At 62.9% G+C, this 19,465-nt stretch carries 12 protein-coding genes; 3 read left to right on the top strand and 9 right to left on the bottom strand.

All coding sequences use genetic code 11. From position 1 onward, the window contains the following. Positions 1-66: 66 nt before the first annotated feature. The 3 genes from GKZ68_RS13960 to GKZ68_RS13950 form a co-directional block, all read right to left on the bottom strand. Positions 67-1,128 carry an ABC transporter permease gene (locus GKZ68_RS13960; protein WP_173115818.1) on the bottom strand — a complete coding sequence of 354 codons (1,062 nt, stop codon included), beginning with the start codon at positions 1,126-1,128 and terminating at the stop codon, positions 67-69. 2 nt (positions 1,129-1,130) lie between these two features. Continuing rightward, positions 1,131-2,843, bottom strand: coding sequence for an ABC transporter substrate-binding protein (locus GKZ68_RS13955; protein ID WP_173115816.1), 1,713 nt, complete (start codon positions 2,841-2,843; stop codon positions 1,131-1,133). Positions 2,844-2,945: 102 nt separating this feature from the next. Further along, on the bottom strand, positions 2,946-3,212 hold the full coding sequence (locus GKZ68_RS13950) for a hypothetical protein (RefSeq protein WP_173115813.1): 267 nt from the start codon (positions 3,210-3,212) through the stop codon (positions 2,946-2,948). 746 nt (positions 3,213-3,958) lie between these two features. Between GKZ68_RS13950 and GKZ68_RS13945 the strand changes: the two genes are divergently transcribed. Next, complete coding sequence (locus GKZ68_RS13945; protein ID WP_173115811.1) at positions 3,959-5,086, top strand: hypothetical protein; 1,128 nt, start codon at positions 3,959-3,961, stop codon at positions 5,084-5,086. 2 nt (positions 5,087-5,088) lie between these two features. On the opposite strand, the gene GKZ68_RS13940 is transcribed toward GKZ68_RS13945, so the two are convergent. The 4 genes from GKZ68_RS13940 to GKZ68_RS13925 form a co-directional block, all read right to left on the bottom strand. Beyond that, entirely contained in the window at positions 5,089-5,730 is a 642-nt protein-coding gene (locus GKZ68_RS13940) for a PKD domain-containing protein (RefSeq protein WP_173115809.1), read from the bottom strand. A gap of 49 nt (positions 5,731-5,779) precedes the next feature. Then, a complete protein-coding gene (locus tag GKZ68_RS13935) occupies positions 5,780-6,538 on the bottom strand; it encodes a LytTR family DNA-binding domain-containing protein (RefSeq protein ID WP_173115807.1) in 759 nt (252 codons plus the stop codon). Between the two features lie 125 nt (positions 6,539-6,663). After that, positions 6,664-10,074 carry a hybrid sensor histidine kinase/response regulator gene (locus tag GKZ68_RS13930; protein WP_173115805.1) on the bottom strand — a complete coding sequence of 1,137 codons (3,411 nt, stop codon included), beginning with the start codon at positions 10,072-10,074 and terminating at the stop codon, positions 6,664-6,666. A 266-nt stretch (positions 10,075-10,340) separates the two neighbouring features. Then, on the bottom strand, positions 10,341-14,129 hold the full coding sequence (locus tag GKZ68_RS13925; RefSeq protein WP_173115803.1) for a PKD domain-containing protein: 3,789 nt from the start codon (positions 14,127-14,129) through the stop codon (positions 10,341-10,343). A gap of 277 nt (positions 14,130-14,406) precedes the next feature. Here GKZ68_RS13925 and GKZ68_RS13920 point away from each other — a divergent pair, with 277 nt between their 5' ends. After that, positions 14,407-14,829: a BrxA/BrxB family bacilliredoxin gene (locus GKZ68_RS13920; protein WP_173115801.1), complete on the top strand. Its 423-nt coding sequence runs from the start codon at positions 14,407-14,409 to the stop codon at positions 14,827-14,829. An 88-nt stretch (positions 14,830-14,917) separates the two neighbouring features. On the opposite strand, the gene GKZ68_RS13915 is transcribed toward GKZ68_RS13920, so the two are convergent. Both GKZ68_RS13915 and recQ read right to left on the bottom strand, forming a co-directional pair. Then, the gene (locus GKZ68_RS13915; protein WP_173115799.1) at positions 14,918-15,898 is read right to left on the bottom strand and encodes a class I SAM-dependent methyltransferase; all 981 of its coding nucleotides are present in this window, start codon (positions 15,896-15,898) and stop codon (positions 14,918-14,920) included. A 92-nt stretch (positions 15,899-15,990) separates the two neighbouring features. Next, complete coding sequence (gene recQ / locus GKZ68_RS13910; protein ID WP_173115797.1) at positions 15,991-18,201, bottom strand: DNA helicase RecQ; 2,211 nt, start codon at positions 18,199-18,201, stop codon at positions 15,991-15,993. Positions 18,202-18,398: 197 nt separating this feature from the next. On the opposite strand from recQ, the gene GKZ68_RS13905 reads away from it, so the two are divergent. After that, positions 18,399-19,394 (top strand): SIS domain-containing protein, encoded by a 996-nt coding sequence (locus tag GKZ68_RS13905; protein ID WP_254244285.1) that lies wholly within the window; start codon positions 18,399-18,401, stop codon positions 19,392-19,394. Positions 19,395-19,465 lie beyond the last annotated feature (71 nt).

Raw genomic sequence — 19,465 nt, 5'->3', positions numbered from 1 at the left:
ACCCCAGCCAGGCCAAGGCGAGCCAGTAGTAAACCGGCTGCGAACGCGAAGGAAGCAGCGCGATTTTCATGCAGCAGGACGAAGGCGAGGGTCGAGCAAAAAATAGAGAATATCGGCCAGCACCAGGCCTAGCAGCCGGGCCGCCGCGGTTAGCAGCACGCCGGCCACCACCACAGGGTAGTCGTGCGCGGCGGCGGCTTCGGCCAGCAGGCGGCCGGTGCCCGGCAGCGCAAACAGCACTTCTACCACCACTACACCGGCGGCGAGCGCGGGCAGTAGGTCGGTAAGCGTAGTAAGCAAGGGCAGCAGGGCATTGGGCAACGCATGGTGCCACAGCAGCTGGTTTACTGCCAAGCCCTTGGCGCGGGCGGTGGTAGCGTAGCCGGCCCGGGCTTCGTGGCGCAGCAGTGCCACTAGCGGCAACGTCAGCTCGGGCAGTACCGCCAGCACCAAGCTGAGCACGGGCAGCACCGCGCGCGCCAGCCAGTAGCCGACCAATTGCCAACTCGTGCTATCGGCCGGCGCTTGGCCAGAAGCCGGTAAGGCATGGATAAAGTCAGGGTTGGCTAGTAGAAGCAACAACCCCAGCGACAGCAGGAACAAGGGAGTTACCTGCAAAGCACCCAGCAGCGCAAAGGTTGCCTGCCGCAGCACGCCGCCCGGTGCCCGCGCCAGGTATAAGGCCAGCGCCAGCGCCAGCCCCACGGCCAGCACCGCTGCGCCACCCGCCAGAGGCAGGCTATAAGCCAGGGCTTGGCGAACAGATACTAACACCGGCTGCCCATCGCGGTAAGAGTAGCCCCAGTTGCCGTGTAGCAATGCCGCCACCCAGGCATGGTATTGGTTGGCGGTGCCGTGCCATTGCCAGCGCACGGGCGGCCCAGGCGTGCGCGTAACGTAGAAAATGGGTAGCGCCAGCCCTAGCCGGTGGCGTAGGGCCCGGCGGCCCTCGTCCTGGCTTATGGCCGAATGGATACCAATTGCCGGATGATTCAGGTCGCCGGGTTCGGCCAGCATTTGCTGCTCGGGGCTACCCGGTAGCAGCCGACCGACAATAAAAACCAGCGAGGCAATAAACCAGGCCGCCGCCGCTGCGCGTCCCAACCGCGCTACCAGCCAGCGTAGCATAGCTAGCGGAGGCTAGCCGACGGCACCTCGGCTGCGGGCCAGGAAAGGGCCGCTACGGCGTAGCCCGGCTTCAGGCCAGAGGCCACTACGTGCTGGAGCTGGCGGCTGGCCGCCAGGCGATAAGGTAGAAAAAAGAGGGGCAGCATGGGCATTTCCTCTTGAAGTATTATCTGAAAGCGTCGTAGCATCCGCCGCTTGCGGAGCAGGTTGCCTTCGGTAGTAATGGCAAGGAGCAGGCGGTCGGTGTCGGGGCGCCCAAAGCCGGTAAGATTGCCCGCGCCAATGGCCTGGGAGTGCAGCATAGGCGCAAAGTTGAGGCCCAGCGGACTGCCTTTTATCAGGCGGATGTACAGGTCGAAGTCGCCCGCCTGCAAGCTACTGGTAGTGACCGAGCTTTCGGCCGGTAGCAGCGTGACCGGAATGCCTAGCTGCGCCGCGGCCGCTTGAAACTGCAACCCAACGGTAGCAAACGTGGCCTCTTCGGCACGGTAGCGCACGGCTACTGCTAGCGGTGCGGCCGAGCCCGGCTGACGCCAGTGGCCATCGGCCCCGCGCTGCCAGCCGGCTTGGCGCAATAAAGCGCTGGCCTGGGCCGGAGCATACGTTGGCAACGACAAGCTATCGTTATAAAATGGATTGGTAGGAGGCAGCAAGCCCACGGTGCGGGAGCCCTGGCCGAGCTGCGTAGCCAGGAGGAGCTGCACCGGGTCGAACAACCGGCTGAGGGCGCGGCGGGTACGCCGGTCGCCCAAAATAGGCCGCCGCGTATTAAAGCCCACCATCAGGATGTCATACGACGGTTTGGTATAAAACACGAATTCTCGCCGGGCGGCGGGCGACGCTTGCAGCTGCTGAAAAATTCGCGCTGGTACCTGTGGGTAAATATCAATATCGTGGCGCCGCAGGGCTAGCGCTGCCGCCGCATCATCGGGCAAAATCGAAAAAACTAGTTCCTGCGGACGGGCCAGCAGCACAAACGGGGCCGCCGGTAGCTTATCGGCCCACCAATGGGCCTTGCGCCGAAAGCGCAGCTCATGGTTTGTGTGCCAGGCAGCCAAGCGATAAGGGCCACAGCCGGGCAGGTTATTGGGCTGGCGCGCTAGGTTGGCTTGCTGATAGCGCCGCACCACAGCCGCTACGGCGGGGGCGGGCGGGCGGCTGGCCGGCCATTCCTGCAAGGTAGCTAGCGGCAGGCTGCGCAAAGTATGCGCCGGGTCAAGGGGTGCCTCAGGTAATATCGAAAAATCACCTGAGCTAGTGGTAATTTCGGTGCTCCGGCCGCGACATACCAGTGTAAAGCGGCGCGGATTGGCCGGGTCGATACGTACCTGACGAATAAAGCCATACTGTACCCGGCTGTTTTCATTGGGTAGCCCGGGGCACTGCATCAGCTTCAGCGTGAAGTCTACGTCGGTCGCCAGCACTGGGCGGCCATCGTCCCAGGTAGCAGCTTCCCGCAGCTGATATTCTAATAGCGTGAGTGAATCGCCTTGGTAGCGCACCCCTGGAAACGCTTGGGCTAGCGCCGGCGAGAAGGTATTGCGCTGGTAATCAATTTGCAAAAGGGCAAGATGCAGCAGATTGCTGGCATCGTAGGCATTTTGATTGGGCAAGGCCAGCGGGTCGAGGGTTTCGGGGTCGCGGGCCCAGCGGGCAGTAATAGGAGTAGAAGCTAGTTTTGCAGAAGGTGTCGAGCAGGCACTTGCCAACAGCACGAACAAGCTACCTAGCCAAAAATATCTCATTTAGTGACGACAGTACAGAATGTCGTCGGCAAGTTAGGCAGGCTTGATTTATGGTGCAGCGATTGGTCGGCCTTAGGCCACAACATCACTATTTCCCCAGCCCGTACCGCCTATGGCCGCAATATCGCCGTTGCCCCAGCCCGTACCGCCTATGGCCGCAATATCGCCGTTGCCCCAGCCCGTACCGCCTATGGCTACAATATCGCCGTTGCCCCAGCCCGTACCGCCTATGGCTACAATATCGCCGTTGCCCCAGCCCGTACCGCCTATGGCGACTTTAGCAGGCTGATTCGTGAAAGTGAAAACCTGAAATAATGCGATGGTGAGGAGCTGAAACATGATGAGCGTGAATTGTTAGAGTGAATTGTTGATACAAATCTCCTCCGTGTGTTCAACCCTCAAAAGGAAAGAGGCAGTCCGTCTGTGACAAGGATTAATTTTATATAAAAAAGGATTAATTTAAGATAAAAGTGAAAAATTAATTACTATAAGTGCCTGTGTGGCTTAGCCGAAAGCTTAGGGTTGCCTGAAAAAAACCGAAATGTGACATCTTATCGTAGTAAATTGCGCATACTACTCCAAGATGCAAAGCTTGAATAAATTCTCAGCGTTGGCAAGGATAACGTGCTTGTTTTTGAACGGAGGTTTTTTGCGTGCTTAGGTAGGGTAAAAGTGCCTTTAAACGTTTGTAAAGCATTTTTTTAATGAAGGAAATTGCAAATTTGGCGCGAATTGTGACATTGCGTCGGACGCGCCAGCGTTCCTTGCTTGACTTGGATGCTACCCGCCCCGGTAAGGAGGAACGCCTGATGCAGGAGATAATTAGTAATCCGGAAATTACGGCCCTGCAACTTACTAAATCGCTTTATGGCACAAACTCGGTGGGCAACCAGGCAGCTATGCGTCAGTTGCGCGCCCGGTTGCAAGATAAGTTGCTGAATCACTTATTCTTTCTCGACCATTCGGACCCGCGAATGATAGTATCGCGGCGCTATGAAGTAGAATGCCTCGATTTAGTGCACAAAGCCACTATTCTTCATTTAGAAGGCGAATATTCACTGAGTGAACGCTTGTTACGCCGCTGTATGCGTGTAGCTGCACAGAGTGATTTTACGGCTTACGAAGAACAAGCAGCTCAAAAGCTATTATCTATTTATGCCGAGCAGCACCAGCAGAGTAAATACGAGAAGTTAAGCCAAGAGCTTACTAAGTTGCGCGAAACGGTCGATTATGAACAAGCAGCCGAGCAACTATTTTTTGATGTGCAACTAGGCGTTGAAAAAGCAGTGGCTAATCGGCATAAGATTGCCACCAAGCTACCGGCTTACCTAGAGCGACTGGAGGAGTTATATCGGCTGGCGCCGACGTTTGGGACGTTTAATGCCTTATATCGGGTGCGGCTAGCCTACGCGGGGCTAGCCGGTCATTACCAAGATATTATCCGTGAAACGGAGCGGGCAACGGCGATGGTGGCGGCGGGCACGCTCAATGCCCGGCGCTTCGACCAGCGTTTTAATCACTTCATGAACGTGTATGCCCACCTGCGCGGGCGGCGGCCCCAGGAGGGCCTGAAGCTGGCCGAGGCTTTTGCCGAAACCATGCACCCTACTTCCAGCAACTGGTTTTATTTCTACGAGCATTACCTACTGCTAGCTCTGCACGCCGGCGAATACGAGTTGGCGCAGCGGCTGCTGCAAGTGGCTCACAAAAACCCGTCGTACAGCAAGCTGCGGCCCGCCGCCCTTGAGCGCTGGGAGCTACTGGAAGCCTATATCGAACTAGTGCTGCCCATTGAGCAGGTATCGCCAAAGCGCCGCAACCAACTGGCCGTGTTCGCGGCCCTCACGGTGCCCGAGTACAGCCGCGACAAACGGGGCTATAACGTGGCTATTCTGGTGTTTCAGCTAGTGCACTACTTGCAGCAGCGCTTACTAGAGCCAGTGCTGGTGCGACTAGAGCGCCTGCGCAAGTACCAGCAGCGCCACTTACGCGACCCAGCCACGCTGCGCAGCCGCACGTTTTTGCGGCTGCTGCTGCTGCTGCCCGAGGCCGACTTTGACCCCGCGCAGCTAGCGCAGCGCGGCAAAAGCCTGCTCAACACGCTGCGCCAGGCCTCACTGACACGTGACGCCGACTCGGAGGTGGAAATTATTCCCTACGAGGACTTGTGGGAGTTGATAATGAATATTCTGCGGCGCGGTACGCCCGAGTAGGGCTAGGGCTCAACTACCACTTCCTGGCTCACGCAGTTGCTGGCGGCGCAGGCACCGGGGCCATAGCCGCGTAGACTCATGCGCACGGCAAAGCGGCCGGCTTTACGGAAGCTGTGCTCGACGTGGCGGCCCTGCTGGGTGTAGCCATCGCGAAAATCCCAGACTACCACCACCGACTGGCACTCGGGCAGTACCGAGTCGAGCGCGTCGAAGGCGACGGGCTGGCTCACGCGCGCCTTGAGGCTAGGGCTCGCGCTGAAGTTGAGCACCGGCTTGCGGGTCAGGTCTACGTCGAAGGTGCGCTCGGCGCGGCGCACCTCGCCGGTGGCCGGCACGGCCACATCGAGCACTACTTTATAGTGGCCGCGCACTTTGTAGCAGTGCGTAACGGTGAGGCCGGTAAGGGTGGTCCCATCGCCCATATCCCAGCGGTATTCGAGAACGCCGGCACTGGGGTCTACCGAGCGGCTGGCGTCAAAATCGACGCATAGCTCGCCGGGCTGCACGGGGCCGCATTCGATAACGCCGCTAGGGTCATCGGGCGCAGTTTGGGCGTGGGCTGCCGCCGGCAGGGCGAGCGCCGCGGCCACGGCCAGGGTGCCCCGCAACCGGGCCGCTGGCGGGAAAACAGAAAAAAAGCGCACCAGGAAAAACAGATTAGCGTGAAAGAAGGGGCGGGTACTGCCGGGGAGCCTACAGCTTATTGAGGCGCTGAAGCAGGCCGCGCATGTACGTCTGGCCGATAGGAATGTACTTGTCTTTTAGCAACAAGGAATTATCTTCCAACGCCTGCACGTAGCCGATGTTTATAATAAACGAGCGGTGCACCCGCACGAAGCGCTGCGGCGGAAATTTTTCCTCAATGGCGCGCATCGTGCTGTACACGATAAGCTTGCTGCGGCTCGTGACAAGGTGCACGTAATCGCCGAGGGCCTCGACAAAAAACACGTCGGCAAAATCGACCCGCACAAGCCGGTTATCAACTTTTACGAACGTAAACTCAGCGCCGCCGGTGGGTAGCAGGTCGGCCTCGGCCGGCGCCGCACGCTGGGCGTTGATGGTTTCCAGTACCTTCTGAGCGGCTTGCAAAAAGCGCGGGTACGAGAGGGGTTTAAGCAGATAGTCGGCCACGGCAAACTCAAAAGCCTGCACCGCATACGACTGGCTGCTGGTAATCAGGACCACCTGCGGCGGGTCGGGCAGGGTGCGCAGCAGGTCGAGGCCCGACATTAGCGGCATTTCGACGTCGAGAAACAGCACATCAAAAGCTTGCGTGCGCAATAATTCGGCCGCCTCAATGGCGCTGCTGCACGCGGCTGATGCCTCCAGAAAAGGGGTGTTGCCGATGCAGGTCCGGACTATCTGTACCGACATCGGGTCGTCATCGACCACGAGGCAGCGGAGGGGAGTAGTGATAGTAACACTTGGTTCAGTAGTAGTGGAAATGGACATAACGTAACGTTAAAATTCAACTTGTTAGACTAAACAAATGTAACGATTGCGGACCAAAAAAATCGGCGTTTGCTGAAAATTACGCTAGCCAATAGCGGCTCGGATTGGGCGTTTAACATGTATGCTTACGCCCGGGCCTCTAGGTGAGGGTAAAGCTGCCCAAGCTGCTGCTGCACCGTCTGGAGCAGGGGCTCGCAGTAGGGGCAGCCAGGCAGGCGGGCACTGCGCTCCAGCTCGTCGAGCTGGGCGTGCAGGCCCGGCACGCCAAAGTAAGCTACTTGTCCCTTAAGCTTGTGCGCGGTGGCTGCCACGGCCGGCAGGTCGTGCGGGTAGGCGGCGGCCAGCACCTGCTCCAGTGCCGGGGCTTCGGTAAGAAAGGTATTGACAATCTGGCTAATAAAGCTCGCGTTGCCGCCCGAAAGCTCTTCTAGCTGCTGCCAGCTGGGATGCAGCGCGGGCGGCGCGCTGGGCGGGGGCGCCGAAGGTAGGTTGGCCTCACCCGAACTCGCCGCGGCCGCCAGCCGGCCAGTGAAGTGGGCTAGCCGGGCGTAGAGTGCGGCAGGCTCGAAGGGCTTGGCCAGGATATCGTTCATGCCGGCGGCCAGGGCCAGGCTGCGGTCTTCGGGCAGCACCGAGGCCGTGAGGCCAATAATGGGCAGCCGGGCCGCGTCGGGGCAGTGCTGGCGCAGGGTGCGGGCGGCGGCGTAGCCATCAAGCTCGGGCATCTGAATATCCATGAACACGGCGTCGAAGGGCTCGGCGGCCGTGAGCACGCGCTCCACAGCCAGGCGGCCATTCTCGGCAATAACGACGTGCACATTCCAGTTTTCCAATGTTTTGCGTGCCACTAGCTGGTTGAGCTGATTGTCTTCGGCCACGAGCACGCGCAGGGCCGGCTCGAAAGGGGGCAGCGGGCCGGCCACGGCCGTGAGGCGCGCCTGGCTAGCCTCGGCTACGGGGTAAGTCAGCTCGAAATAAAACTGCGAGCCTGCGCCTTCTTCGCTGCTGACCCCGAGCTGGCCGCCGTGTAGCTGCACGAGGTTGCGGGCAATGCTCAGGCCCAGGCCGGTGCCGCCAAACTCGCGGGTGGTGCTGGTATTGGCCTGTGAAAAATCCTCAAAAATGGCGGCCAGCTTATCGCTCGGAATGCCGATGCCGGTATCCTGCACCTCAAAGCGCAGGGCTACGTGGCCGGGCTCGGCGGCCGGGCCGGGGGCTAGCCCCACGCGCACCGCCACGCCGCCCTGGCGGGTAAATTTGAGCGCGTTGCTGACCAGGTTGACCAGCACTTGCTGCAAGCGCACGGGGTCGCCCACCACGGCCTCGGGCACGGCGTCGGCCACGGTCACGCGCAGGCTCAGGCCCTTGCTGTCGGCGGCGTAGCGGAACAGCGTACTCAGGCCACGCACGGCCTCGGGCAGGCGAAAGGCTACTTGCTCCAGGGTCAGCTTGCCAGCCTCCATCTTCGACGAGTCGAGGATGTCGTTGAGAATCACCAGCAGGTTTTGCGACGACGAGCCAATGGCCGTCAGGTACTCGCTCTGCTCGGTGGTAGTGGGCGTTTGCTGAAGCAGATTCGTGAGGCCGATAACCGCATTCATCGGGGTGCGGATTTCATGGCTCATATTGGCCAGAAACTGCGCCTTGGCGCGGCGCGAGGCTTCGGCCGCGTCGCGGGCCACGAGCAGCTCGGCGTTGATGTGCTCGATGTCGTGGTTTTTTTGGCGCAATTCGCTGGTGCGCTCGCGCACGGTGTTTTCCAGCTGTAGCTTCTGGCGGCGCAGCACGCCCTCGCGGGTGCGCACCACGGCCACCAGCGCCGCCGCCAGGGCTAGTAGTTCGAGCACCAAGGCTAGGGGCGTGCGCCACCACGGCGTGGCAATGGCAAAGGCGCGCGTGGCTACCGCGCTCCACGGGGCACCCGGCGCGGCGCGGCGCACCTGGGCTTCGAGCAGGTAGCGGCCCGCGCCGAGGCCGGCGAACTGGGCCTCGCCCACCGGGCTGGGATGGCTCCAGTCGTCGGCCAGCCCGCGCAGGCGGTAGCGGTACTGCAAGCCCGCCGCGCCGCCCGGCCCCAGGCTCACGCCTTGGAACGCGAAGCTGACCCGGTGCCGGCCGGCCGGCAGCGTGCCCAGCGCGCCGGGCCGGCTTTCGCCATCTACTTCAGCGCCCGTGCTAACGAGGCTGGGTGCGGGCAGCTGGCCGGGCCGCAGCCGGGCTAGCGCCGCTAGGTCGAGGCGCAGCTGGCCGCTACGGGTTGCCACCCAGGCCACGCCCGGCGCCAGGGCCACTACGGGCAGGGTGCCGCGCGCCAGTTGGTCATCGGGTGAGGTGAGGGGCGTGGCTACGCGGTGCGCGTCGAGCAGGCTCAGGCCCTGGGGGTGCACCAGCAGCAGCGCGCCGGCCAGCGGGGCCGGCAGGGGCAGCACGGCCGTGAGAAAGTCGTCGGGCAGGGTGCCGGTGGCTTTGCCCAAGTGCTGCCAGCGGCCACTGGCCGGCCGGAAATACAGCCCCTGGCCTTCGGTACCAACCCAGATGGTGCCGGCGGCATCTTCGGCCAGGGTGGTGGCGTCAAGGCCCACGGTATTGAGCTTGAGGTAGCTGAATCGGTGCTGCGTGGGCTCCCAGGTGGCTAGCCCGGTATTGTGAGCGCCGACCCACACGCGGCCGGTGTGGTCGGCCAGCAGGGCCGCGATACTATTGTGCAGCAAACCAGTAGCAGTAGTAAAATGCTGCGTGGCCGGTGCCGGGCTAGCGGCAGTCTTATCGGGCAGTAGGTACACGCCATCGGCGGCCGTGCCCACCCACAGGCCCGAGCCGGGCGCGTAGGCCAGCGCCGTCACGGCCGAGCCCAGGCTGCGGGGCAGGCCAGGTACCAGCTGGGCGGGCTGGCTTGGCCCAGGCACTTCGTAGACTCCGGCGGCAGTGGCCATCCAACAGCCGCCGCCCTGGCTGGCGGGGCGTACTATCCTAGCCAGCTCATTGCCCAGCGGGCCGCCGGGCTTGGGCCATAAGCTCAGGTAGCGGTCGGCGTGCAGCCACAGGCCCTGGCCGGCGGTGCCGAGCCAGGCGTGGCCTTCGCGGTCTTCGAGCAGGCAGGTGGGCACCACATCGGCGGGCAGCGCCAGGTGGTAGCGGCGCAGGTAGGCGCCGAGCCGGGCAGTATCGGGGGCCGGGGCGCCCCGGCCCCCGGGCGGCGGGCCGTTTTGCTGGCTAGCCGGCGCGGGCCGAAAAGGCTGATTAGGTGTTAGCCGCACCGAGCGGCCACCCTGCGCGTGGCTAGCCCAGAGGGCCCCGCTGGCGGGGTCTTGCCAGAGGCCGGTAACGAAGTTATCGGCTAGCCCGTCGTGGGTGGTGAGGGTCACGAAGCGGGTGCCGTCGTAGCGCACCAGGCCCTCGGCGGTGCCGAGCCAGAGGTAGCCCTGGCGGTCTTGCAGCAAGCAGTAGATAAATGGCTGGGCTAGCCCCTCGGCCGGCCCAAACTGCCGCACGTACGCCTGCGGTCGTGGCGCGGCGTGGCTCAGCCTGGTGAGCAAAAGCAACCCAAGCAGTAGCAGCCAGCCCCAGCGGCGCGGCCCGGAAAATAGATAAGAAAACACGCAGAAAAAAGAAGTGGCACGTGGGCCAATACTGACCTTGCCTGCAAGTTAGCGGTGGGCCGCAGCTAACTCGGCGCTAATCCGGACGACTGTGGCCAACTCCTCGCTAAAGCAGATTTTATTGCCTGTGAATAAGTAGCGCGCCACTTGGGTACCTTGGCAAAGGGCCGGGCGCACGTCGCCCGGCCCTTTGCCAAGGTACCCTATTCAAACACGATGCGGCGGGCCGCCGGGGTGCCGCCGGCCGGCGCGTAGAGCAGGTTGTAGAGGCCCGGAGCCAGGCCCAGCTGCAAGGTGCGCCCTACCGAAATGCCGGCCTGCTGCACCTGCTCCTGCCATACCACGCGGCCCAGGTTGTCGACCAGCCGCAAGCTCACTGCACCGGTGAAGGCCGGTAGCTGCACGTGCAGGCCGGCGCCGGCCGGGGTAGGATTGGGCCAGGCGTCGAGGCCCACGGTGGTAGTGGCAGCCCTGAGGGCCAATAGGTTAGCGCCCACCTGCACGTTGTCGATATAGAGCGCATTGCCAAAATTATTATACCCCACAAAGCGCACGACCACGCTACGGCCGGCGTAGGGCGAAAGGTCGAGGCGCTCCTGCCGCCAGTCGGCCGCCGACTTGGGGATGAACAGGTAGCCGCGGGTGGCCGCAGTGGGCAGCGTGGCTTTGCCCTTGGCATAGGGGCGGCCCAGCACGGTGCCGGTGCAGGCATCGGCCACCTGCACGATGAGCGAGTCGGCAGACATGGTGCCGGTGCTGCTATCGGTGAAAGTGGCGTAGGCCACGTCGAAAAGCAGCGTGGGCAGCGCAGTACTCGCCAGGTTGAGGGCCGGGGTGTACACGGCATCGCGCTCGCCGATGTGAGCGTCGAAGGCAAACGGCGCCCGCAATACGTGGCTGCGCACGCCCTGGCGGTTGATGGTGGTGTCGCGCACGGCCCAGGCGTATTTGCCGTCGGGGTTAACTAGTGTCCAGCCGGCCGGGAGGGCTAGCGAGGCGTCAAAATTCTCGGCAAAGGGGATGGTACGGCCCGTCGTTACTTCCACGGGCAGCGAGTAAGTAGTGCTGCCGTAGGCGTTGCTGACCACCAGCGTGGCCGAGTAGGTGCCGGCCGTGGCATACGTCACGTTGCCGGGGCTAGCCGCCGTGGCGCTGGCCGGCGCGCCACCCGGAAAGCTCCAGGCGTAGCTGGTCGGGCAATAGCTGGCCGTGCTGCTAAAAGCCACCACCCCGCCGGGGCACACGCTGGCGCGGCTGGCCGTGGGCGTGGCAACGGGCGCGCGGCCGTAGATAAATACTACCCCCGTATCGGTGCGGGCGGCGGTGCCGTTGGCATTGCGCACGCTCAGTGTCACGCCGTAGTGGCCGGGGGCGTTGTACACCACCGTGGGGTTACGCAGGGTCGAGGTGGCCGGCGTACCCCCCGGAAAGGTCCAGCTCCAGGCCGTGGGCCGCAAGGCCGAGGTGTCGCTGAAGGCTACCGTGAGGCCGGGGCAGCCCACCGGGGGCACGGCCGTGTATAGCGGGATGGGCACCGCCACGGTACTCGTCACGGCAATGTCGTCGAAGAGGCGGCCGCGCTGGCTAGCCACCGCAGCCGAGGTTAGCTGGCTGCCGCTGTACTGCTGAAAGCGCAGCCGCACGTCGTTGCCCAGCGCGAGGCCATTAGTGGCGGCAAACTGGCTCAGGTTTACCGATTTGGTTTGGTAGGTAATGGTGGCGTGGGTGCCCGTCAGGTCCACGAGGCGGTACCAGGTGGTGCCGCCATCTATGCTCAGGGCCACGCCGTCGGTGTTGCTGCGGGTGGTAAATTGCGCGGGCATGGCCTCGTCGGTTTCGCCGCTCAGCTTGCGCTCGCGGAAGGTGAGCTGAAGGCTAGCCCCGACCGTACCCGTGAGGTTCCACGTCACCTCATTCAAACTGACGCTGGCCGCCGAGCCGGTGTAGGGCGCATCGAGTTCCAGGTGGTAGCGGCCCGACGCCGGCCCGAGCGCCGTAGTCACCTGCACGCGGCCCGCGCCGCTGCTATTTACGAGCCAACTGGTGGGCAGAGCGCCTGTTTCGAGGTCCTGCACGGCGGGCGGCGCCTGGGCCACCACCGGCCCATAAATGGCCGTGAAGGCATCGAGCAGCCCCGGCCCGGTATACGGGTCGGTGGCCGATGCGCCAATGAGCCGCGCCGAGCCTACCAGCCGGCTATACACCTGAGCTGGCGTGAGGCTAGGCGCCGACTCGCGCAGCAGCGCGGCCACGGCCGCCGCCTGCGGCGCCGCCGCCGAGGTGCCGTAGAAGTTGGGGTAGCCATTGCCGTCGGTGTCGGAGCCGCTGTTTTCGGCCCCGAAAAAGGTGGTGTCATCGCCGTCAATCGAGGCGATGTCGGGCTTTTGGCGGTATTCCACGGCCGTCAGGGGCGTGCCGGTGGGACTGAAAAGAAAGGGCAGCGCGCCCCCTTTGGAGGTAAAATACTCGGCCGTGCGCTGGTTGGTGTAGGGCACGGCGGCCACGGCCTGGGCGCTGGCCGCCGCCGCGTGGCCCACGATGGTGGGGCTGCTGGTTTTCCACTCGGTGGCGCCGTAGCTGCCGTTGTCCACGTATTTCACGCGGGCCGGATTGGCCGTATTGGCCCGGCGCACAACCACGAAATCAAAAGTCGTAGTACCGCTGGTGGTCGTGTTGTTGGTGTAGTCCAGAATTTCGAGCGGCGTCTGGTTCGCCAGGTTGTTATCGTCGGAGCGGGCCACGGTGTCGGCCGCCACGCCGTTTTTCACCGCAATCAGGTACAGGTCGAGGTCGGTTTTTACGCCGCTGGCCGTGTAGTAGGGGTCCGACCATTCGAGGGTCGGAAAAAACTCCTTGCCGTTGGCCAGTACAATGCGCTGCGTCACGTCAGTAGTAGCGCCCGATACGTCGAAGTTGAGCCGCGCCGCGACCCTGGTGCCGATGGTGGCCTGCACAAACTGCGGCGCGTTGTTCTCGTAGCTCTGGTCGGCCTCGTTGCCCGCCGCCGAAAAGTACGTCACGTTCCGCTGCGCTACTACCTGGTTGATAGCCTGTGCGATAACCCCATCCTGGTAAAACGGCTCGCCAAAATACGCAATGTCATCGACCAGTATCTGGCAGTTGCCCTTGGCCGGGTCGGCCAGGGCCAGTACCTGCTGGGCAAAGTTACCCTCGCCCAAATACACGCTGCTGAAGGCTAGCCCCGCCCCCGGCGCCAGGTCGTAGATGAGCTGGCTCATGGCGCGGCCCTCGTCGGTGCCGCCCTGCTCGTCGTTGAGGTCTTGCAGCACCTGCACGCCGGCCGGCAGGTCGCCCGAGGCTACGTCGGCCGCCGCCCCGTCCAGCGAGTTAAACGAGTCGCTCATTACCCCAATGCGCACGCCTTTGCCCGAGAGCAGGCCGGGGCGGGTAGCGCGGGCGCGGGCCGCCTCCAGCGCGTAGTCGGCCTGGCTCGTTACGAGGCCGCCGCGCACCTGGGGCTTGCGCATGGGCAGCACCCCGAGCAGGCCCCGGCTCACCAGGCCCTCAATGCCGGGGCTGCCCGGCGCCAGCTGGCTCAGCGGCAGCATGCCCTCCACAAAGTGCAGGTCGGGATAAGCGGCCATTACCTGAAAGCCCCGGCTAGCCAGGCCCGGCAGCAGCGCATTCACATCCTGCGCCGTGATGCGCACCAGTACCGAGGAGGTTTCGGTGTTGAATTTCAACCTTGGAAAGCTGGCGCGCAAAGCCAAATGGGCGTCGGCCGCGGTACGACTGGCCGCGCCGGCCTGCTGGCGGTAGAGGCGCTGCAAATCACCGCCCAGGCGCGAGTGGCGGTCGGTGGGCTGGGCGGCCACGGCCGGCGGCATAGCAGCGGTGGGGCGGCCGGCAAGCTGGCGGGCCGTAGGTGGAGGGGGGCCACCGGCCTGCGCCCAGGCGGCGGGGTGCAGGCCGGTGGCGACCAGCCCCACTGCTGCTAGCCGCCCCAACCTAGTAAGAAGGGGTAATTTCATGAAAAACCGTAAAAAGGAGCCGTAGGAGAGGTGCTAACGCCAACGAGCGAAGGATGGAAATTAATTCGCCCCGGGGCCGGCTAGTTGGCCCGGCGTGGCCTCCGATAGCTCAGTGCAAGGGCTGAGTCGGCCAAGTAGCCGCTTCGGCCGACCGTTGCCGGGCTAGCCAGCCGTTAAACTTTTTGCCGGCCAGCCGGATTATAGCAGGCGGCGCCCGCCAGGCCGTAATTTTGTACGGGCCGGCACGGGTGCCGCGCACTTTTTATTTATTTTACTCATGGCTGTTTACCCCGAATATATGGTAGCCCCCATCCGCCAGGACCTGGTGGAGGCTGGCTTCGAGCAACTGATGTCGCCGCAGGAAGTAGACGCGGCCCTGGCCGATACCGAAGGCACCGTGCTGGTAGCCGTGAACTCGGTATGTGGCTGCGCCGCTGCTAAGGCCCGCCCGGCCCTCAAGCTGGCCCTGGCCAGTGCCGACAAGAAGCCCGCCAAGCTCGTGACCGTGTTTGCCGGCATGGAAACCGACGCCGTGGCCAAGATGCGTGAGCACCTGCTGCCCTACCCGCCCTCGTCGCCCTGCATCGGCCTCTTCAAAGATGGCGAGCTGGTGCACATGATTGAGCGCTACCACATCGAAGGCTCTGATTTGATGCGCATTGTGAATAACTTGCAAGGCGCCTTCGAGGAGTACTGCTAATGCCCGAGTGCTGGCTAGCCAGTGCAATACGCGGTGTATCGACCGGCCCGGCTACCTGGTAGCCGGGCCGGCTTGGTTTCACCCAAAATCAGCCGCGCTGGCACGGCTTCTGATACACCCCAAATAACAGGTCGCTAGGGTGCTGCGCCAGAAAAGCGTCTTCGGCGGCGAAGAGCATCTGTAATAGCTCCTGCGTAGTTGGGTCGTCGGCCAAGAAGTGGTGGGCAATGTCCTTGAGCACCAGCGCGAGTAGGTTGCCGCCCACCGCTTTTTCTTCCAGTACCGCAAACTGCCCGCGCACGGCCGGCAAAATGCGCTCGCTCTCCACCGCCTCCGATGGGTCGGCGAGCTGCATACGCAGGCGGCCCGGCCCGGTGATGCGCGTTTTGAGCTGGCCCGACTTGTAGCGGCGGCGGTGGCTAGCCGGCAACTGGGCCAGCGCTTGGTTGGCGGCGGCGAGCTGCGCGGCGGTCCATTGCAGGCGGTTGGGGCCCACGTAGTCGTTGAGGATGAGCAGGCCGCTCGGCCGCAGCGCCCGCCGCACGTGCGCCACCAACGCGGGCACCCGCCGAAAATGATGTAGCGCCGAATGAAACAGCACCGCATCATAAGCTTCCGTGGGCCACTGCTGCCGGTTCACGTCGCGCACGTCAAAGCGTAGGTTGTGCAGCCCCTCGGCCGCGGCGCGCGCGGCGGCGGCCCCTAGCAGCGCGGGCGTGATATCGACGCACTCGACCAGCCCAAACTCGGGGTGGCGCGCAAAGGCCAGCTCGTGGCTGCAACTGCCGCTGCCCAGCGAGCACAAGTGCAGGCCGGTGCGGCCACGCAGGTACTTGGCCACCACGTAGGGCTCGTAGGGCAGGGCCGGGTCGCCGGTGACTTTAGCGTTCCAGCGGGCGCGCACGGCCGGCACTATCCACCAGTTGGCGGTTTGCAGGCTAGGGTCGTCGAAGGTGCCCTGGGTGCGCGCTAAGCCGCTAGGGTTCAGCTTCGAAAGCAGAAAGCCCGCCCCGCGCTGCCGCAGTTTGGCCAGGGTTTCCACAAAGTCGTCGGCAGTAAGCAGCGGCATCAGCCGCAAAGCTAGCCTATGCCGAAACAAAAATGGGCTGCTCCAGCGAGCAGCCCATTTAATAAGCTTGAAGTCAGTATGCTGATGGGTAATTAGTTGGCTACTTCGCTCAGGAATTTGATGCGCATGAGCCGTACTTCCTCTTCGCTATAGTCATCCGGCCCCAGCTCATTCATCGCCACCGCAATGTTGTCGGTCTGGGCCGTCATGAAGTAGTCGTAAATCTCGTCCTGCTTGTCCTCATCCACCACATCCTGAATGTAATAGTCCAGATTGAGGCGGGTGCCGGAGTAGCAGATGTGCTCGATTTCCTCCACTAGCTCGGCCATCGAGATGCCCTGGCTGCGGGCAATGCCCGCCAGGTCCATCTTCTTGTCAATCTGCTGAATGATGTAAATCTTGAGCTTGGAGCGGTTCACTGTTGACTTGATAACCACGTCGGCGGCCGTTTCGATGTCGTTGTCTGCCACGTACTTCTTGATGGCGGCCACGAAGGGCGCGCCAAACTTCTGGGCCTTGCCCTGGCCCACGCCCGAAATGTGTGTGAGCTCGTGCAGGCTCTGTGGATAAGTGGTGGCCATTTCCTTCAGGCTAGGGTCCTGAAAGAGCACGTAGGGTGGCAGGTTTTTCTGCTTGGCCACTTGCTTGCGCATTTCTTTCAGTTGCACAAATAGCGCCTCGTCGTGGCCGGCGGCCTGCTGCACCTTCTCGCCGTCTTCCTCCTCCTGCTTCTCGGCCTCGAAATCGTGGTCCTTGGTGAGCGTAAACGAATGCGGGTTTTCGATAAAATCGATACCCTTCGGCGTGATGTGTACCAGGCCAATCGAATCGATATCTTTCTCCAACAACCCATTGAGCAGGCACTGGCGCAGCACCGACAGCCACAGCTGCATGTCGCCGCTCAGCTCCTTGCCCTGGCCATATACCGGCAGGCCGGTGTGGCCGTAGCTCTCAATGTGCGGGTTGCTGAGGCCGAGCAGCACCTGGGCCACGTGGTCGAGGCCGAAGCGCGCCTCGGTCTGCACCACCGCGCGCAGGGCTAGCCCCACGTGCGCGCGGCCCTCAAACTTTTCCTTCGGGTGGCGGCAGTTGTCGCAAAAGCCGCAGTCGGTATCCAGGTGCTCGCCGAAGTAGTGCAGCAGCTGGCGGCGGCGGCACACGGCGCTTTCCGAATAGTTGGTCATTTCCAGCAGCAGCTGCCGGGCGTTGTCGCGCTCGGTCACGGGCTTGTCCTTGCTGAACTTCTCGAGCTTCAGAATATCATCGTAGCTGTAGAACATCAGGCAGTTGCCTTCCAGACCATCGCGGCCGCCGCGGCCGGTTTCCTGGTAGTAGCCTTCGATACTCTTGGGCGCGTCGTAGTGAATCACGAAGCGCACGTCGGGCTTGTCGATGCCCATGCCGAAGGCGATGGTGGCCACAATCACGTCGCAGTCCTCGTTCAGAAACGCGTCCTGGTTGCTCATGCGGGTGTGCGGGTCGAGACCGGCGTGGTAGGGCAGGGCGCGCACGTCGTTCACGCGCAGTAGCTCGGCCACTTCCTCTACCTTCTTGCGGCTCAGGCAGTAAATAATGCCCGCCTTGCCCTTGTGCGACTGCACGTACTGAATGAGCTGCTTCTTGGTGTTGCGCTTGGCGCGCACCTCGTAGTAGAGATTGGTGCGATTAAAGCTGGTTTTGAACACATTCGCATCATCCATGTGCAGGTTTTTCTGGATGTCGAGCTGCACCTTGGGCGTGGCCGTGGCCGTGAGGGCGATGAGCGGAATGCGCCCCCCCAGGTTGTCGATAATGCCGCGAATCTTGCGGTATTCGGGCCGGAAGTCGTGGCCCCACTCCGAAATGCAGTGCGCCTCGTCGATGGCCACAAACGAGATAGCCGTTTTCTGCAAAAAGGCGATGGTATCCTCCTTGGTCAGGCTTTCAGGGGCCACGTACAGCAGCCGCACCTCGCCGGCCATCACGTCTTTCTTGACGCGATTCATCTCCGTCTTGGTCAGCGTCGAGTTGTACACCTGCGCATTAACGCCGAAGGCCGAGAGCTGGTCGACCTGGTTTTTCATGAGCGCGATGAGTGGCGAAATCACGATGGCCGTACCCGGCAGCACCAGAGCCGGCAACTGGTAGCACAGGCTTTTGCCCGCGCCCGTGGGCATAATCACGAACGTGTTGTTGCCCGCCAGTATGTTTTGAATAACAGCCTCTTGCGTGCCCCTGAACTGGCCAAAGCCAAAAACTTCCTTGAGCTTGGTTTTTAGCTCTGCATGGGCAACAACTGGTTCTTCAACGGCGGTTAGTGACATGGACTAGCAAGTAAGGCGAAGCGTAGAGCGTAAGGATATTAGCGAAGATAAGCAGCGAGTGCTATTTTTTGCGAAAAACTTCCTTCGACAAGTAACATTCGCATAAAGTTCCGGGCCACAAGTTATTTGTGCTGTCGTGTTTATTTCGCTAGCCTGCTTCGAGCGAGCGGACGGGCGTATTTTTGGCCGTGCAACCAATTTCTGCCTCCCCTGCCGCCGGGCCCGTTGATGTGCTGGCCGTGGCCCGCCAAGTGCTACTTACAGAGGCTGAAGCCCTGCGCGACGTAGCCCAGGCCGTGGGCGCCACCCCCGATTTTGCCCGGTGCGTGGCCGCCTTGCTGGCCCTGCGCGGCCGCGTGGTGGTAACGGGCGTGGGCAAAAGCGCTCACATTGCCGGCAAGCTGGTGGCTACACTCAATGGTACCGGCACGCCGGCCCTCTTTATGCACGCCGCCGACGCCATTCACGGCGACCTGGGTATGATTCAGGCCGAAGATTTTGTAATTGCCATCAGCAAAAGTGGCGACACGCCCGAGATAAAGGTGCTGGTGCCGCTGCTGCGCCGCAAGGGCGTGCCGCTGGCCGCTCTCGTCAGCAACGCCGACTCGTACCTGGCCCGGCAGGCCGATTACGTGCTGCACGCCCCGGTGCGCCGCGAGGCCTGCCCCCACGACCTGGCCCCTACCACCAGCACCACCGCCGCGCTAGCCCTCGGCGATGCCCTGGCCGTGTGCCTGCTCGAAAGCCGCCAGTTTTCGGCCCAGGACTTTGCCCGCCTGCACCCCGGCGGTACACTCGGCAAAAAGCTTTATCTCACCGTGGGCGACCTCAGCCGCCAAAACCAGCGCCCACAGGTGGGGCTAGCTGCGCCGCTGCGCGAGGTGCTGCTCGAAATATCGGGCAAGCGCCTGGGCGCCACCGCCGTACTCGACGAAATGGGGAAGCTAGCCGGTATTATTACCGACGGCGACCTGCGCCGCATGTTGGCGCGCGGCCACCTCAGCGAGCTCGACGCGCTCACGGCCCGCGATATTCTCACGCCGCAGCCCGCTACTATCGACATTGGCGAGTTTGCGGCCGAGGCGCTGGCCCGCATGCAGGCGCGCAACATTACGCAGCTGGTGGTGCTGGAGGGCGGCGAGTTTGCCGGTTTCATTCACCTGCACGACCTGCTGCGCGAGGGGCTGGTGTAGCCACTAAGCGCACCCAAACTGTCGGGGCGCTGAATTTGGTCGGTTTGAGCCGGCTTTGGGGCTAGCCGGGG

This window comes from Hymenobacter sp. BRD128 (genome assembly GCF_013256625.1).
In the GTDB taxonomy this organism is placed as follows: Bacteria; Bacteroidota; Bacteroidia; order Cytophagales; family Hymenobacteraceae; genus Hymenobacter.
This window is presented reverse-complemented; position numbering and strand designations above follow the sequence as displayed.

Coding starts and splice junctions, on each gene's coding strand:
- GKZ68_RS13960 (WP_173115818.1), bottom strand. CDS start 1,128: ATGCTACGCTGGCTGGTAGCGCGGTTGGGACGCGCAGCGGCGGCGGCC.
- GKZ68_RS13950 (WP_173115813.1), bottom strand. CDS start 3,212: ATGTTTCAGCTCCTCACCATCGCATTATTTCAGGTTTTCACTTTCACG.
- GKZ68_RS13945 (WP_173115811.1), top strand. CDS start 3,959: ATGCGTGTAGCTGCACAGAGTGATTTTACGGCTTACGAAGAACAAGCA.
- GKZ68_RS13935 (WP_173115807.1), bottom strand. CDS start 6,538: ATGTCCATTTCCACTACTACTGAACCAAGTGTTACTATCACTACTCCC.
- GKZ68_RS13925 (WP_173115803.1), bottom strand. CDS start 14,129: ATGAAATTACCCCTTCTTACTAGGTTGGGGCGGCTAGCAGCAGTGGGG.
- GKZ68_RS13920 (WP_173115801.1), top strand. CDS start 14,407: ATGGCTGTTTACCCCGAATATATGGTAGCCCCCATCCGCCAGGACCTG.
- GKZ68_RS13915 (WP_173115799.1), bottom strand. CDS start 15,898: ATGCCGCTGCTTACTGCCGACGACTTTGTGGAAACCCTGGCCAAACTG.
- recQ (WP_173115797.1), bottom strand. CDS start 18,201: ATGTCACTAACCGCCGTTGAAGAACCAGTTGTTGCCCATGCAGAGCTA.